At 47.5% G+C, this 16,712-nt stretch carries 12 protein-coding genes; 2 read left to right on the top strand and 10 right to left on the bottom strand.

Annotated elements, in window-relative coordinates; genetic code table 11:
* Positions 1–3: 3 nt before the first annotated feature.
* The 10 genes from HP552_RS27080 to HP552_RS27035 all read right to left on the bottom strand — a co-directional run bounded on the left by HP552_RS27080 (position 4) and on the right by HP552_RS27035 (position 13,840).
* Complete coding sequence (locus HP552_RS27080) at positions 4–1,305, bottom strand: Zn-dependent hydrolase (protein WP_175398488.1); 1,302 nt, start codon at positions 1,303–1,305, stop codon at positions 4–6.
* Positions 1,302–2,708, bottom strand: a complete 1,407-nt coding sequence (allB, locus tag HP552_RS27075) for an allantoinase AllB (RefSeq protein ID WP_175398487.1) — start codon at positions 2,706–2,708, stop codon at positions 1,302–1,304. Before allB ends, HP552_RS27080 begins: the two co-directional genes overlap by 4 nt.
* 42 nt (positions 2,709–2,750) lie before the next feature.
* Positions 2,751–3,128 (bottom strand): hydroxyisourate hydrolase, encoded by a 378-nt coding sequence (uraH, locus tag HP552_RS27070; RefSeq protein WP_175398486.1) that lies wholly within the window; start codon positions 3,126–3,128, stop codon positions 2,751–2,753.
* Complete coding sequence (pucL, locus tag HP552_RS27065; RefSeq protein WP_175398485.1) at positions 3,128–4,633, bottom strand: factor-independent urate hydroxylase; 1,506 nt, start codon at positions 4,631–4,633, stop codon at positions 3,128–3,130. The genes uraH and pucL overlap by 1 nt, the downstream gene beginning before the upstream one ends.
* 313 nt (positions 4,634–4,946) lie before the next feature.
* A complete protein-coding gene (locus tag HP552_RS27060) occupies positions 4,947–6,554 on the bottom strand; it encodes a PucR family transcriptional regulator (RefSeq protein WP_175398484.1) in 1,608 nt (535 codons plus the stop codon).
* Positions 6,555–6,810: 256 nt separating this feature from the next.
* Positions 6,811–9,555, bottom strand: coding sequence for a CHASE3 domain-containing protein (locus HP552_RS27055; RefSeq protein WP_175398483.1), 2,745 nt, complete (start codon positions 9,553–9,555; stop codon positions 6,811–6,813).
* A gap of 333 nt (positions 9,556–9,888) precedes the next feature.
* Positions 9,889–11,277, bottom strand: coding sequence for a class II fumarate hydratase (fumC, locus tag HP552_RS27050; RefSeq protein WP_175398482.1), 1,389 nt, complete (start codon positions 11,275–11,277; stop codon positions 9,889–9,891).
* Positions 11,278–11,418: 141 nt separating this feature from the next.
* Positions 11,419–12,423 (bottom strand): aldose 1-epimerase, encoded by a 1,005-nt coding sequence (locus HP552_RS27045; protein ID WP_175398481.1) that lies wholly within the window; start codon positions 12,421–12,423, stop codon positions 11,419–11,421.
* Between the two features lie 162 nt (positions 12,424–12,585).
* On the bottom strand, positions 12,586–13,395 hold the full coding sequence (locus HP552_RS27040) for an MBL fold metallo-hydrolase (RefSeq protein WP_175398480.1): 810 nt from the start codon (positions 13,393–13,395) through the stop codon (positions 12,586–12,588).
* 175 nt (positions 13,396–13,570) lie between these two features.
* Complete coding sequence (locus HP552_RS27035; RefSeq protein ID WP_175399126.1) at positions 13,571–13,840, bottom strand: hypothetical protein; 270 nt, start codon at positions 13,838–13,840, stop codon at positions 13,571–13,573.
* Positions 13,841–14,057: 217 nt separating this feature from the next.
* Between HP552_RS27035 and HP552_RS27030 the strand changes: the two genes are divergently transcribed.
* Together HP552_RS27030 and HP552_RS27025 are read left to right on the top strand one after the other, a co-directional pair.
* Positions 14,058–15,290: an aminopeptidase gene (locus HP552_RS27030; RefSeq protein WP_175398479.1), complete on the top strand. Its 1,233-nt coding sequence runs from the start codon at positions 14,058–14,060 to the stop codon at positions 15,288–15,290.
* Positions 15,291–15,374: 84 nt separating this feature from the next.
* The gene (locus HP552_RS27025; RefSeq protein ID WP_175398478.1) at positions 15,375–16,607 is read left to right on the top strand and encodes an aminopeptidase; all 1,233 of its coding nucleotides are present in this window, start codon (positions 15,375–15,377) and stop codon (positions 16,605–16,607) included.
* The last annotated feature ends 105 nt before the right edge of the window (positions 16,608–16,712 follow it).

Raw genomic sequence — 16,712 nt, 5'->3', positions numbered from 1 at the left:
CACTCAACTCCCGTAACCGTATTTATAGAGTAGCTGAACCAGGACCCGAAAACCTCGCATCAAGTCCTCCTCAGCTGTATATTCAAGTGGATTATGACTAATTCCGGCCTGACTTGGTACAAAGATCATGGCTGTCGGGCAAGCTGGCTGGAAAATTTGCGAATCGTGCCCTGCCCCGCTTGGCATATGGATATAAGACAATTGTTCCTGCTCGCAGATCTTCTGAATGTCCGATGTGATCTGTTCGTTCATTGGAATCGGTGTAACCGACAAATGCTCTTCCCAGTTCAGCTCCAGCTGCAGTTCTGATGCTATCCGGCTAAACTCCTGGAGCATATCGTGCCAGCAGCGGTCTATGCTCCCCTGCCGAGTATGACGAATATCGAGAGAAAATACGGCCCGCGCCGCAACCACATTTCCTACACCAGGTTCAGCGGTGATTCGCCCAACGGTTGCCACGAGCGGTTCTCCTGCTGCCATAGCAATCCTTCTAACCGCCGTGATCATCTCCGCTGCACCTGCAAGTGCATCCTTCCGCCAGGACATGGGTGTAGTTCCTGCATGATTCGCTTCACCGCAGACTGTAATGCTAAATCGCTTTTGTCCTACAATATCGGAAACAATGCCAATGGAATGACCTAGCCGTTCAAGAACCTGGCCTTGTTCGATGTGAAGTTCGATAAATGCACCGTATTTTTGAGATGCCGGTCTATAGCTGCTGTCCGGTCCGAACCCAGCATCACGAATCGCTTGTGAAAATGAAACCCCGTTTATGTCCCTCAATTGTTGAACCTCTTCAAGAGAGGTGACACCCGTTATACTCCGTGATCCCCAATAGGCAAATGGAAACCGGCTTCCTTCCTCTTCGCAAAGCGATACAACTTGAAGCGTTCGTTTCGGTGCGCCGAATTGCTGCTGCAAGTACTCCAGGGCGAGTACCCCTGCCGCTACCCCCAAGGCTCCATCGTACTTGCCGCCGTACACGACAGAATCGATATGTGACCCGGTCACTATGGGGAGGTGTTCACCACCATCTTCAGAATCTGTACCTTTTAGCGTGCCATATAGATTGCCTGATTGGTCGAACTCGGGAATCAATCCCTTCTCCTGCATCCGTGCAGCCAATGCTTGCTGCACCTCACACCAGGCTTCGTCGTACAGCAGGCGAGTAACCCCGCCCTTGGCATCAGCACCAAACGTCGACAGCCAATCCAGCATGGTTTGCAGTTTCACTTCTGCCAATTGAGGCAAAGGAACAATCGGCTCTTGCGTACCGGATGCCAGGTACATTCCAAACTCTGTCATGATGCTCCCTCCGTTCCGCGCATGCCAATCGTTCCATATGACCCAGCAGCAATAAACTGTCCTGCAGGTTCATGGGACAACCCTGCTTCTGCACCGTACACTCGGAAGCCCCGGCAGTACACTTCCTCAATGGTGCAGGCAAACGTACGTCCAACATAAGGACTCTGTTTGTGGGTATACAGCAGGTCTTCCGTTTTCAATGTGGTGCTTTTATTCCAATCAATCAACACCAGATCCGCATCCTTGCCAATGGCAATTTCCCCTTTGCTCTCAAGCCCAAGCCTCCTGGCAGGCTGCAAAGCGAGAACCCTTCCGAGTAAAGGCAAGTTTATATGTCGGCGAAGATATCCTTCATCCAGCATGATCAGCAATGTGCTCTGCGCGCCGGAAATGCCGCCCCATATTTCGAAAAAGTTACTGGACTGTTTCATGGAGGGCGGGCACGGAGAATGATCCGATGCAATGACATCAATGAGTCCCAATGTCAGTGCATCCCATAACTTCTCCTGTTCAGCACGGCTCCGGAGTGGTGGGGCACACTTCGCTACAGCGCCCAATTGAACAACATCCTGGTCCGTGAGTGTCAGATAATGCGGGCAAGTTTCCGAGGTAACATCCTGCCCACGTCGCTTGGCCTCTGCAATCAATTCCAATGCTTCTCTCGTGCTGATATGCACAAAATGCAATGGGCATCCGGTCTGTTCTCCGTATTGAAGCGCCCTGCTCACTGCCAAGACCTCAGCTTTTGCCGGACGGGACTGTACATAATCCATTGGCCCGGTCTTTCTCTCGGCAATACTTCTTGCGCCAAGCTCTGCAACCATTCCTTCGTCTTCTGCATGAAGAGCGAGTACATGATTTAGCCTGGCAATTTCGTGCATTCCGTCCAAAAGGGTATGGTCATCGGCTCTCGCAAAAATGTCTTCCCCTTCTCCGCCCGGCTCGGACATAAAAGCCTTGAATCCAGCTGCACCAGACTGGGCTAAATGGGTCAGCTGCTGTCGATTACCGGGAACAAGTCCTCCCCAAAATGCATAATCAACATAGGACTGTCCTTTGGCTGCTTTCATTTTCTTATCCCACGCTTCCGGGCTTGTCGTTGGAGGCACTCCATTTAACGGCATATCGACATAGGTTGTAATTCCGCCCGCAGCGAGAGAAGCCGATCCGGCGCGGAATCCCTCCCAGCTTGCCAGTCCCGGTTCATTGAAATGAACATGAATATCCACGACACCAGGCATCGCCGTCAAACCAGCTGCTTCTATGATTTCAGTTCCATCATCCGCCTTCAGATCCGCTGACAGAGCCGTTATTTTCCCATTTGTAATACCGATATCCAGTTCATCAACATGATCTCTTAACACGACCCGGGCCCCCCGGATGATTGAATCATACTTTGTCATTTGGATGCCCTCCCCTGCGTCAGAACCAACGTTCGAATTTCTTCAGCTCCCCCGATATGTACTGTAACCTCCTGGAGCGATCAATAAAGGAATATGATAATGGCTCGCTGCATCGGATACGGCAAAACGAATCGGTACAACCGTCCATAGTGCCTGCCCTAACTCTTCGAATGAACGCTGTGCATAATAATCCTCAACATCGAAATGAAGCTCATACACGGCCTGCTCCAGCTTGCCTGCATCCAGCAACGGTACGTCCAGACGTCCATCGCCGTTGGTCACCGATTCAGCCACTTTCACCTTGAACTCCTTCTCTTCATCCTTGTGCAAAACATACAGCTCAACTCGAACCCCTGCAGCCGGAACTCCCTTGGATGTGTCCAGCACATGCGTTGTTATCCGTCCTCCTGCTGTCGGCATTATAATCCACCCTCTCTCTTGGAGCCATCGCCCGCTGATTCGAGATCATTCCTTGTCATTGAGAAACCCTGGAAGCCATAAGGCGGTCTGGGCTCGGTATACACCTTGCCGTCTCCTTCCTTCACTTCCTCAAGCACCGTATCCCAAGTTCGATTATTGGATTCAAAGGAGACTTCACTCAGTTGCCCGAACCGCTTCAACAGACGAAGTCCAATATGATACAGCAGGTGTTGAATGGATGCAGAACGGCATTCATGGAAAACAGCAGCAGCTACATCACTTACCTGCTCAGCAGCCACGTAACGTCCACGGGAATCATCCATTCCATCTTTGGGATCGTCGTATCGCCAGTTGATATCCAGGAAAATGAACAACGGACGATCCATCGCCTCAGGCAACGTTGTATATTCGTCCCGGACAAATCCGGAAAATTCACTGCCCTTGACCTTGATCAATCGAAGATCGGCCACACCACTGAAATGATTACTCCATTCAATTTGTTGACCATTTCGTTCTGCCTCTATTGCGGCTGTGGCCCGATCATTCTGGGAATACCGGAATACCAGCGCACTCGATCGATAACTTCCATCAACCCCGATGGGAACATCTGCAAAAGGAATCTGATCTGCCGTCATCTGTACCTTCGTCATTTGAGAATACGTCTCGAGCAACCGCTGACTGACGTAAGCTAGAAAACCCTCAACTGTAGCCCCCGTGTAGCTCGCAGCGTGTTTGAGAATAAAGTTCTTCATGGAGTCCGTGGCAACGATAAGAGAATTATCTCCTTCCGTAAAAGAAGGCAAAAATTCATCTCCCTGCACAGCTACCTTTATGTTCATGCCAAACAGAATGTTGCTTCGCCCGGTAAAAGGGGATTCCGGAATCGGACTGATGCCGGTCAGGGGTTTGGCGTAGGATCGGTACAACCATACATCCCCTTTGCCGTAATACATGGTTCGTTTCGGCATTGCAGCAGTCTTCGCCACCAATTCATGTTCATGGCCAATTTGTGCAAGCCACTGTTCCAGACGAATGGATGCAATCTTGAATACTTCCTTCAGAGCCGTCTGAAATTCTTCTTCCCTGCCTCGCCCGTTACGCTGACGCATGGACTCGAGTATGGAATGAGCGGTATGACCTTTCACCGCTAATATAAACGGAAAGCCGAATCGGCTTGTATATTCCTTGTTTAATTGGCTTAGTTCGCTATACATCTCCGGGGAGAGCGAATCAAGTCCAGCGCCGGCTTGTTCCTGTACGGAATTGCTGCTCATGCTAATCCTTGCTCCAAGATCGGGATGGTTGCGAAGCAGCTGCAGTATGACCTTGTCTTCGGATGTTTCGACTACATTTTTCATTACATTTATCATGTGTTCCATTGAATCAAAGGGTCGCAAAGTCCAGGAACGTTCCGCCACCCACGGTGATTCCTCAAATAATCCACCAAAGGTATGCACGAACTGCGTGACAGACCAGCTGTTAACGAGTTTAATGAGATCGCTCATGTTAGAACCTCCGGTCTTCTGTAGATTGATGTTTTTCATTTTAAGGTTCAAGATAGGATGCAGCAACAATATTTACGCAATTTTGTAATATAACATAACATCACAATAGGGATTTGTTATCTGTGCACGGGATTTAGGGTTTCTATGTCATAAAACCTAAAAAAAGACCGTACATCCTGTAAGGGAAGCACAGTCTTTTGCTCCTATATTGGTGTTATTGTAATGATGTACAAAACCATTATTCTTGCATGGCTTCCGCCTTGAAACACTTCATCTGGACCTAGCCATCATTTAGTTATTGCATAGCAGCTGCTTATGCTCGTGCTGTTGTTTTATCACGACCAAACTTGCGGAACGTAAATACCAGTTTTAATTTTAGCAGGTCATTCGTTTTCTTGAAGTCCATCTGAAGCAGGCTTCCGATTTTCTCCATCCGGTAGGTAATGGTATTTCGGTGTACGAACAGCTGCTTGGCAGCTTCATTGATAAGTCCGTCATTCTCAATAAATGATTCCAGCGTGTTCATCAATACCTGGTTCGGGTCACCGTCTCTGGCCAGTAAGGGCTCCAGTACCTTATTGCAGTAGTTCTCCATAATGTTATCCGGGACATGTTGGAACACATAGGCGAACTCCAGCATTTCGAACTGCAGTGCACGGTCTTTCATCCCGAAGCGACGAGCCAATTGCCGGGTATCCAGACACTCTTGATAAGCTTCGCGCAATGATTTGGGCTCATGCTTCATCTTACTGATCCAGAACCGTGGAGCAGATGCCCCTCTTGCCTCCTGGGCAGATAACACATCCGCGAAGCGGCTCAATAGAAAACTTGATAATTCTTCACCATAGTCTCGGCCGGTCGGACATGTATATATGGAAAGGATCCCATCTTCCATCTGAAAATGCTGTGAAGCCGTAAACTGCATGAGTGGATTATATTGCAGTTCCCGATGAATTTGTTTCAACAATTTTCCCTCGGCAAAAACAGAAGGTTCCAGTGTAATGAGTACGCATTGATACGTACCCTGGAACAGGTGAACGCCTTTGTTCTCACTAAGTCTGGTCAATTCCTCTACAGTCATTTTGTTATCGAGGTACTGGGTTAACAGGGTACGCATCTCATCCTGTACGGTCGGATTAATGTGTTCGCGATACGTCATATCCATATAAAAAGCCAGTACGTCCGCAGCCTGTTGGAATAATTCTTCCTCCGCCCGAAGAGAGAGCGCCGAGTCTGTGAACACAAGCAGAAACCCGTATTCTTCATCATTTTGCTTGATCGGAACACGATGACAACTGCCCTGATTCCATTTCACGCGATGCATGACGGATTTCCATGGCCAGCCCTGTGCCAACGCATCACCAGCAATGCCTTCGCTGCCATAGAGCACATGCCCCCGAGAGCCAATGACCGCCAGCGGGTAATTTAAAACGGTCGCAAGCTCTGCAAATACATTACGATGCTGCTGCTGTTGCAATGCAAACTGCATCAGTTTCTTCTGTTTTTGCACGACTTCATGGAGCAACCTGTGGCTGCGTTCGTGTTCCGCTTTGAACAAGGCATTCATCTGATCGGAAAAGGTGAATTGAAACGGGAGTTCCAATAGTGGCAGGCGCAGACGATCCGCTTCCTCAATAATCCCTTGCGGAATGGACTGCCAGAAACGCCCAAGCTTAATACCGAGTCCAGCACAGCCGCGGTCATTCAGGCGGCGCATTAAACGCAGTGCATCTGTCTCATTGTCTTTCATGATAAAAGCGGTTGTGAATAACAATTCTCCGGATTTGATCCAATCCGCTATATCTGGAGCGTCCATGACATTAACGGATTTCATCATCCGTGAAGTCCCTTCCCCGCCGGCAACCAGTCTGGCCTCGGACAACGGGTATACCTGTAAAGCCTCTTTAACCGTAAGTTGCATGGACACTACCTCCCATATATATAACTAATGATGTTACATTATACTCTTATCATGGAAAAACAAGCTCAAATTTGCGATTTCATGCTTTCCATTTTGAGAAAACCGTATGATTTGTTAAGTATTATAACATCATTTTTAATTTCATAGCTTACATGAGAAAAAAATAAAACCCATGACAACATCGCAGCCTTGGCTCTGCAACCTGTCATAGGTTTTAAATTTTCATTTTGGAATGCTCGATTTACGAATATCTAGTTCATATTTCAAGTGTTTCCGGACTTAGCCATAACTTCATCCGGGATAATACCTCTTTGATATTTAGCGGCTTGCTAATATAGTCCGAGGCTCCTGCCGCGATACATTTATCACGATCTTCTTTCATGGCTTTGGCCGTTAATGCGATGATCGGCAGCTGCGTAAGATTCAATCGTTGCCGAATCTGACGCGTGGTTTCGTAACCATCCAATTCAGGCATCATAATATCCATCAAAATGATATGGGGATTGGCTTCCCCGCGTTCCAGCATCTCCAGACATTCATACCCATTCTGTGCAGTAATGACCTGCATGCCATACTGTTCAAGTGCATTGGCGAGTGCATACACATTGCGGATATCATCGTCCACGACGAGAACTTGACGGCCATTCAACAACGATTCTTCCAGAGGGGTAAGTAAAATGTCATCTTGCGATGAGTTTGAAAAAGAGGCCTTCATTGCTGCAGGTGTTGTTGTAGCTACCTCGTTCAAAAACAGTCTTGAAGCGCTCGCCGTTTCGGGCTCCTCCCGTTTCAATGGCAAGAACAGGGTAAATACGCTTCCCTGCCCTTCAAGGCTAGTCGCAGATATGGAACCTCCCAGCAGCGCCGCAAGCGATTGTGAGATGGAAAGTCCCAGCCCCGTTCCGCCGTATTTGCGTGCAGTAGCTCCATCAGCCTGCTTGAATGCATCAAAGATCTGTAACAGCTTATCGTCCGGGATACCGATCCCTGTATCACTAACCGAGAATGCAATCACATCCGTTTCCGCTGCCCCTGCTTCAGAGCCTGCCAGATTCATTCTGGAGATGGTCAAGGCTACTTCACCCTCATGCGTGAATTTGAATGCATTCGAGAGCAGATTTCTTAAAATCTGATGCAAGCGCATCTCATCCGTCACAATAGATTCCGGCAAATCGCCTTGCATCTGGATACGGAAGTCGATTCCTTTCTGCTCGGCAGTTTTCAGAAAATACTGATTCATCATTTCTGGCAGCACGTTGAGATAAACATCGTCCAGATCAATGTCCATCTCTCCGGCTTCCACTTTGGACAAATCGAGAATATCATTGATGAGATTAAGCAGATCTTTACCGGATGTATGAATAACAGATGCATATTTTTGCTCTTCACTACTCAAGTGCTGATGTTTGTTCTCGGCAAGAATCTCCGACAGGATTAACATACTATTAAGCGGAGTACGAAGTTCATGAGACATGTTAGCCAAAAATTCGGATTTGTACCCCGAACTGGTTCGCAGCTGATCTGCCACATTGGCAAGCTCGCTGGCAGACGTTTCAGCTGCTTTTTTTTGCACTTCCAGACGCTCGTTTAACATATGCAGTTCTTCCGTCTGCATTTGCAGTTCCTCTGTCTGTGACAGCATCTCTTCAGTCTGTGCTTGAAGTTTCTCGGACTGAGCCTGCAGCTCTTCGTTCAGGACCTGGGATTCATCATATAACTGCTGTAATTCCATACGTGTTGCCGTCGAATGAAGGGAAACACCGAATATCTCGATTAGTTCCTTAAGCTGTTCCAGTTCATTCTCCTGTAAAGGTTTTAATGAAGCGAGCTCAACCACCGCTATGGTTCGGCCCTCGAAGATAACAGGTACCACTGTCAACGATGTTGCAGATGCATGGCCCAACCCGGAAGAGATTCGGATATAGTTCTGCGGCAAATCGTTCATGCGCATTATCCGTTTTTCTACTGCGCTTTGACCTACGAGTCCCTCGCCTGGAGCGAGGGAAACTTTGCCAAGAGATCGCTCTTTTTCTCCGTCTGCCGCATACGCAGCTACACGCAGCAGCCGATTATCTTTCCAATAGTAAAGAACACCGTACGGAACTTCCAGCAGGATGGCAAGCTGATTCAGGAACAGGCGTGACAGTCCCTCAAGATTGTTGGGATTCTGCAAGAGAGTGGCGATACTAGTAATCTGATCCTTCACCCGATTCTGTTCCTGCACCTTATCCAGCAATAGGTTGGTCTCACGACCAAGGTCACCCACTTCATCCTGTGTTCGCACATGAATCCGCTCTGTCAGGTTGCCACCCTTGGAAATATCGCTGATGGTTTGTTTGACTTCCCGTAGTGTTTTGACAATATTACCGGAAACCATAATAGCTGCTCCAATGGAGAATGCGGCAATCGCAGTCCATAAGGTGTACATGATCGTAAGCAGCGTGGAGCTGCGTTCAGCAAGACTATTTACACGGGCTTCCGTTAAGGCAATCTCTGTATTGCGGAAACTTGAAAGTTGAGCCCGAAGTAGATCGATTTCATTTTTACCGGGATCGGATTGAAAAAACGCAACCACCTTTTCCTGATCACCTTGTCTCTTCAATTCAATAGAAGGTTCGCCTGCAATTTCAATCCAGCGTGTAATATGGGTTTTAATCGTTTGCAAACTCTGTTGCTGGGAGGGATTATCACTAATCAACCCGTACAGCTGATCATAATTCGAATTCCACTCCGAAAGTGCTTGATTATAGGGATCGAGGTAACTGTCTTTTCCTGTAAGCATGAATCCTCGCTGTCCGGTTTCCATGTCGAGAACATCTTTCTCAATGGCATTGGTCAGATTATGCACTTCCAGGTCGTGGTGGCTTATAAAATCATTTTCTTTTTGCAATTCATTAATTTGAGCCGATAAAACGAGCAAGGCAGCACCGAATAACAGTACAACCACAAGATAGCCCAACAGAATTTTGGAGCGTATCGTAAATCTTCTCTTCTTCGACAACTCGGAAACCTCCAATGAAATAAACAATTCACCGAACAATAAATTAGATCTGCATATGTAGTTTATCTGGATACGTGAAGTCTGACAAGCATTATATCCGCATATTACCTATTCTGAATCCGTATATTCCGAGTATATGAATTAGAGGGTTAAACGCATTTTGATCTAAATTTCCGTAGTCTGAATGTTATGGGGCTTAGAGGTGAGATCAGATGTGGCTTTAAGGGAAAATTGTTTCTATTTAAACTCCCCCAATAAAAAAAGCGACCTGCTTAAGCAGGTCGCTTTTTTCTTTCATCTTGCTCTCATATCTATTTTCCTAAGATGTTTAAATTATGCTTTCGGTGCAATCATCTTAGCCGGATCAACATACTGATCGAACTGTTCTTCAGTCAGCAAGCCTGTTTGCAGAGCAGCCTCTTTCAGTGATAATCCTTCCTTATGAGCCAGCTTCGCAATCTTGGCTGCATTCTCGTAACCAATGTGCGGATTAAGGGCAGTGACCAGCATCAGCGAGTTGTTAAGGTTATGTTCAATTTGACCCAAATTAGGCTCGATGCCGACAGCACACTTATCATTAAAGGCAATGATGGAGTCCGCTAGCAGTTGTACGGATTGCAGGAAATTATAAATGATGACCGGTTTGAATACATTCAGCTCAAAGTTACCCTGGCTTGCCGCAAATCCGATCGCAGCATCGTTCCCCATCACTTGCGTCACGACCATGGTCAGTGCCTCGCTCTGGGTCGGATTCACTTTTCCTGGCATGATGGAACTGCCCGGTTCGTTCTCCGGAATACGGATCTCCCCGAGACCACTGCGTGGACCACTTGCAAGCCAGCGAACATCATTAGCAATCTTCATCAGGTCAGCTGCAAGCGCTTTAACTGCACCATGGGCGTAAACCACTTCGTCATGACTTGTCAGTGCGTGAAATTTGTTGGGTGCTGATACAAAATCCTTGCCTGTATGTTTGCCAATTTCCTTGGCAGTATAATCACCAAAATCAGGATGGGCGTTAATTCCCGTTCCTACAGCTGTACCTCCAATCGCAAGTTCCTTCATATAATGAACACTGTCGCGAATCATGCGCTCACTCTTGTCCAGCATGGCTTCCCAGCCACTGATTTCCTGACCAAGGGTAATGGGTGTAGCGTCCTGCAGGTGGGTACGTCCAATTTTGATAATATCCTTAAACGCTTCGACTTTGTCTGCAAAGGTCGATTTCAGTACAGCAATCGCTGGCAGAAGCTGATCTTCAACTGCAAGCACACCGGCAACATGCAGAGCAGTCGGGAACGTATCGTTAGAGCTCTGGGACATGTTCACATCATCATTCGGGTGCAATCGTTCTTCCTTGCCCTTCTGTTCGAGCAGCTGGTTGCCCAGATTGGCGATGACTTCATTCACATTCATGTTGGATTGCGTACCACTTCCGGTCTGCCATACTACTAGAGGGAAATGATCGTCAATTCGGCCAGCAATAATCTCGTCCGCTGCATACGCAATGGCATCCGACTTGGCAGCAGACAGCTTGCCGAGCTTATGGTTGCTCGCTGCAGCACTCTTTTTCAAAATGGCAAGCGCACGAATGACTTCCATCGGCATATGTTCGCGCCCAATCGGGAAGTTTTCCTTGCTGCGCTGTGTCTGAGCGCCCCATAATCTGTCGGCTGGTACTTTCATTTCTCCGAGTGTATCTCTCTCAATGCGGTATTCCACTTGATTTTCCTCCTCCAAATAGTTGGTCTGGGTCTCTCGTAAGCGTGTATCTCTTTGTCATATTATACATGATTGCCCTTCAGATTTTCACCTTTTCGACAAAATTGTAAGCGCAACTCAAAATGCGAAAATCATATTATTTTACGAGTAAATCGGATAAAGGCGGCTGGTTTGTTCAAATATTTCACCAGGCTCAAGCGCGATCAATCCCATCTCCTCGGCTGGTATACCTTGTACATTCGGGGCATTGACCAAGTTCATCTGGGGTTCAGGACAGAAAAATCCGCCTTCCGTATTGTTGTTCCAGATCATCCAGTGTTTATATGAAGCGCCTACATCATAAACGAACTTGTCCCCTGTACGCTGATTTGTAAGCTCCATGTAGTTTCGACCATTCTGTGGTTCGGCTGTATAGTGATTGTCCATGGCCTCAAAGAACGGGCTGACACCCTCAGCCTTTAACTTTTCCTCATTCGGTGAAAGCGGTTGAAATTGGCCGGTAGGCAAAGAACGCTCATTCAGTTCGCGACGCTGACCAATGGTGATTTTTGTGGTGTAGTCCGACACTTGGCTGTCCGGTACAAACGCGACATTAATGGCAGTATGGAAAGCAAACAAATTCGGCATGCGTTCTTTGCCGTTATTGCGAACATTCAGCTGCTGTTGAAGCCCGGTGCTGCCAAGGGAATATCGAAGGGTTACCGTAAACGTGAACGGCAGATATTTGTGGAAAAGATGCCCCTCTTTAACTTCCTGGCTGAGCAGAATATAACTCTCCAATTCATTGGTTCCGTACCCTTCAACCTTCCATTCCGCCTCATGCAAAAAGCCGTGCAGATGATTGCCCGTAGCCGGCTCGTTCACTGGCAATTGATAGACTTCGCCATTCCATGGGAAGCGGCCATCTTCATAACGGTTCGGTGGAGACAAAATTGGAATACCGTATACCGCTGGCGCAGCTTTGAATGCATCCATATTATTTAGATCCGGCTCACGTAGATAGCGATGACCACGCTCTGTATCACGAAACGCAACCAGGTTGGCACCCACGCTTGGAATTACAGCCGCCTCAAATTGATTAAAACGAAGCCAGACCGCTGGAATTCCGCCAAATTGCTCTTCATACGCTGTATTCTGCTGTGTCATTGTTATATGTACCTCCTGCATTCTAAGGTTATATTATACGGCTCGAATATATCACGACTGGGCACAAAATACCAATCTATGATATAGAACATTTTCATCATCAGACGACAAAAAAGACAGCTGCGCTGCTCCGCGGCTGTCCTAATGGCAATCCTTACCCGATTAATCAACATATTTGCCGTGATCCGGCACAGCATTCTGCTCAAAGTCCAGATCAAGCTGCTCGAGCGAATCGCGCAAGAAATCTCCAGTCAGTGAATGGCCATGGCCGGTAACCGCCACTCTGGGTTCCAATCGGCGGATCGTATGAACCGATCGGTGGGCTTCATCCCAATCTGTTGTAAAGTATGCTGGTGGACCATGCATCTGTTGGTCCTGCAGCAGCACACTCCATAGTGACTCCTGCTTCACCGAGATAATGGCGTCTCCTGCAATAAGGATGCGGTCTTCCTCGCGGAAAAGCGACACATGTCCAGGCGTGTGGCCTGGCGTATGCACCCACTGCCAACCGGGCATTCCAGGTATTGTGTGATCTTCCGGCAGGCTGAATATTCGATCATCCAGGTTGATTGCTTCATTGGGATATGCGAATGACAATCTAGCCATCAAGCCACCACCTACGGAAGGGTCCGCTGGAGGATAATCTTTTAACCCTGTTAAATAAGGTAATTCTAGCGGATGAGCGAAGACGGGTACTCCCCAGAACTGCTCAAGCTCAATTACAGTACCCACATGGTCAAAGTGGCCGTGTGTCAATATAATGGCGGACGGCGGTCCCTGAAACCGTTCTGCTGCAATGCGCACAATATGATCCGTGAATCTCGCCATTCCGGTATCCACGAGTACCCAATTCCTGCTTCCCTGTTCACCGATGAACACAACATTAACAAATAATGTACGCAGACTGAGGATATCGTGCGCGACTTCTTCAAGTCCTGTCATTCCTGCTGTGATCAGATTCTCAGATGTCATCCACGGTTACCTCCCATTCAGGCGATTGTCCCTCTGTTTGCCATCCATAGACTGCCCCTTTTTGGCATATCTATTCCCTTTTCTCATAAAAATAGACGATGCATACCCTGTTTGAGCACACACCGTCTAGTATAGTCCGTTAATTCACATAATAGAACATCTTCCTCTGTTCTGATTATGCCGGATAGGCATCCAGAGCCGCGTCAAGCAGCTTGTCGTACAGATCATCATCGTTTTCCAGCAGCTCGTCCATACGCAGGAGTTCTTCTTCATCGCCGGATTGCTCCGTGAAATGAAGACTGTAATCCCAGTCCTTCCCGTTCTTGCTCATAAACGTCACCTCGTAAATGGACTTTTCCCCTTCTGCACGAAAAACGGTTGTTCCAATATAGGATTTCTCGTCTTCCCGACGCATCTCGGCACGAATAATTTCGATATTCACCATCATACACTCCTTTAATCTCTCATCTCTAACAGGTCTACATCATATATGGTAAACCTAGTTTGGTAATTATTATTGGTTAATTGTACAATATATATCGTAGCAACGTATACCTTATTCAATGAAGGAACCTCAATGTACCCTTACATACACGAAATGAGGGGCTTAATGTTCCAGCGAGAGAGCTACAATACGTTATATAACAGGAGGAGAATATAGCATGAATAATTTCGAGCTTAATCTACAGCAATACGCAGAACTGGCCGTCAAAGTGGGAGTAAACGTTCATCCTGGACAAACACTCGTTGTCAATGCACCAATCACTGCAGCACACTTTGTGCGTCTGATTGTGAAGGCAGCTTATGAAACAGGTGCCAAGCTGGTCAAAGTAAACTGGAGTGATGAAACCGTAACACGTCTCCACTATGATCTTGCACCGGATGAAGCCTTCTCCATTGAACCGAAATGGTTTGCAGGCGAAATGACTGAACTTGTTGAAGAAGGTGCAGCCATTCTGCATGTCATCGCGGAAAATCCCGATCTCTTGAATGGTGTAGCTCAGGATCGTATTGTGACAAGTCAAAAAGTGCGCGGAAAAGCACTGGAGAAATATCGTGCATATCAGATGGCTGATAAATTCAGTTGGTCCATCGTTGCCGTTCCTTCCCCGGAATGGGCTGCAAAAGTATTCCCGGATCTTCCTGCAGAGCAGCAAATCGATAAGCTGTGGGATGTGATTTTCAAAACGGTTCGCATTGGAGAACAGGATGCTGTTTCCGAATGGAAAACACATTTACAAAACCTTGATTCTCGTGCCGATCTGCTCAACAAGAAAAAATACAAAAAATTGCATTATACTGCCCCTGGCACAGATTTAACCATTGAGCTTCCTGAAGGACATATCTGGGTATCCGGTGGCAGCATTAATGAGCAAGGTCATGTCTTCGTTGCTAATATGCCGACGGAGGAAGTGTTTACTGCACCACTGAAAACAGGAGTTAACGGTACCGTACGGAGCACCAAACCACTGAGCTATGGCGGCAACCTTATCGACGGTTTCTCTCTTACATTCGAGAATGGCCGAATTGTTGACTTTACGGCTGAACAGGGACATGATGCACTCAAAAACCTGATCGAAATGGATGAAGGTGCACATTATCTGGGTGAGGTAGCCCTCGTTCCCCATCAATCACCGATTTCCGATACGAACATTTTGTTCTATAACACCCTGTTTGATGAAAATGCATCTAACCACTTGGCGATTGGTAACGCCTATGCGTTCTGTCTGGAAGGCGGCAAAGCCATGTCGAAGCAGGAGTTAATCGATGGTGGATTGAACTCAAGCCTTACCCATGTGGATTTCATGGTAGGATCGGCAGAAATGAACATTCACGGTGTTACTTCCGAAGGGAAAGAAGAACCCATCTTCCTGCAAGGGAACTGGGCATTTTAATAATAACGGTTCATGGAGAGAGGAGATCACTCCTCTCTTTTCCTGCGTCAGCGGGTAAATTCACAGAACATGGAGGTCACTACAATGTTAAGTTTTGAACAAAAACTGGATCGTTACGCAGAGCTGGCTGTCAAAGTGGGTGCCAACGTTCAACCCGGGCAAATCCTGGTGATCAGCGCGATGATTGATACAGCTGAGTTTGTGCGTCTTCTTGTTCGTAAAGCCTACGAAGTCGGTGCCAAACAAGTCATCGTAAAATATGGAGATGAGACCGTAAATCGGCTGCGGTTCGAGATGGCTCCGCAAGAGTCATTTCAGGAGCCGCCAAAGTGGCATGCGGCTGAGCTTGAAGAGCTAGCAGCGAACAACGCTGCCTTTTTGACCGTCCTCTCTTCGAGTCCGGATCTGCTCAAAGGGATTGATCCAGAACGAATCTCTACCCATCAGCGTACATACGGGCAGGCGATGGCCAAATATCGGCAGTATCAGCAGGCCGACAAAATGAGCTGGACCGGAGTAGCCTGTCCTTCACCGGATTGGGCAGCAAAGGTATTCCCTAACCTGCCTGCCTCGGAACAGATGAAGCAGCTGTGGGAGGCCATTTTCGCCGCTGTCAGAGCCGATCTGGATGACCCTGTTCAAGCCTGGGAACAGCATATAGACCGGTTGGAACATAAAGCGGTTCTCCTAAACACCAAAAAGTATAAAGCATTACATTTTGTCTCACCTGGAACCGATCTGACGGTTGAACTCCCTGAAGGGCACATATGGGCGCAAGCGGGTAGTGTTAATGAACAGGGAACCCGTTTCGTTGCCAATATTCCGACGGAGGAAGTGTTCACGGCTCCCAGCAAGCATGGCGTCAATGGCAAGGTTTCAAGCACCAAACCACTTAGTTATGGCGGCAGCATTATCGATCGCTTCTCGCTTACATTCGAGAATGGCCGTATTGTCGATTTTCATGCAGAAGAGGGTCAGGATACACTGGAACGACTCATTAACATGGATGAGGGCTCTCATTATCTTGGCGAGGTGGCATTGGTGCCCTTCCATTCACCGATCTCCGAGAGCCGCATTCTATATTACACCACGTTATTTGATGAGAATGCTTCATGTCATCTGGCCATCGGCAGTTCCTATGCTTTTAATATGGAAGGCGGCAAAGCCATGTCTCCCGATGAACTTGCTGCCCGTGGCATGAACTCCAGCATTACGCATGTAGACTTCATGATGGGTTCCCCGGAAACCAATATCTATGGCATTACGGCAAGCGGAGAACGGGAAGCAGTCTTCCTGAATGGGGATTGGGCATTCTAAGCATTTTCCATTCCCTAATAATCTCATATTGATGTTGATTAGGCTGCCTCGCTGACCACAATTCATGGTTGGTGAGGCAGTCTCCTTGTGGTATGTGAGTTCACG

The organism is Paenibacillus xylanilyticus (assembly GCF_013359935.1).
GTDB lineage: Bacteria > Bacillota > Bacilli > Paenibacillales > Paenibacillaceae > Paenibacillus > Paenibacillus xylanilyticus.
Note: the sequence above shows the minus strand (reverse complement) of the source record. Positions and strands in the feature narration are given on the sequence as shown.

Coding starts and splice junctions, on each gene's coding strand:
- HP552_RS27045 (WP_175398481.1), bottom strand. CDS start 12,423: ATGACACAGCAGAATACAGCGTATGAAGAGCAATTTGGCGGAATTCCA.
- allB (WP_175398487.1), bottom strand. CDS start 2,708: ATGACAAAGTATGATTCAATCATCCGGGGGGCCCGGGTCGTGTTAAGA.
- HP552_RS27040 (WP_175398480.1), bottom strand. CDS start 13,395: ATGACATCTGAGAATCTGATCACAGCAGGAATGACAGGACTTGAAGAA.
- HP552_RS27060 (WP_175398484.1), bottom strand. CDS start 6,554: ATGCAACTTACGGTTAAAGAGGCTTTACAGGTATACCCGTTGTCCGAG.
- HP552_RS27080 (WP_175398488.1), bottom strand. CDS start 1,305: ATGACAGAGTTTGGAATGTACCTGGCATCCGGTACGCAAGAGCCGATT.
- pucL (WP_175398485.1), bottom strand. CDS start 4,633: ATGAGCGATCTCATTAAACTCGTTAACAGCTGGTCTGTCACGCAGTTC.
- HP552_RS27030 (WP_175398479.1), top strand. CDS start 14,058: ATGAATAATTTCGAGCTTAATCTACAGCAATACGCAGAACTGGCCGTC.
- HP552_RS27025 (WP_175398478.1), top strand. CDS start 15,375: ATGTTAAGTTTTGAACAAAAACTGGATCGTTACGCAGAGCTGGCTGTC.
- HP552_RS27035 (WP_175399126.1), bottom strand. CDS start 13,840: ATGGTGAATATCGAAATTATTCGTGCCGAGATGCGTCGGGAAGACGAG.
- uraH (WP_175398486.1), bottom strand. CDS start 3,128: ATGCCGACAGCAGGAGGACGGATAACAACGCATGTGCTGGACACATCC.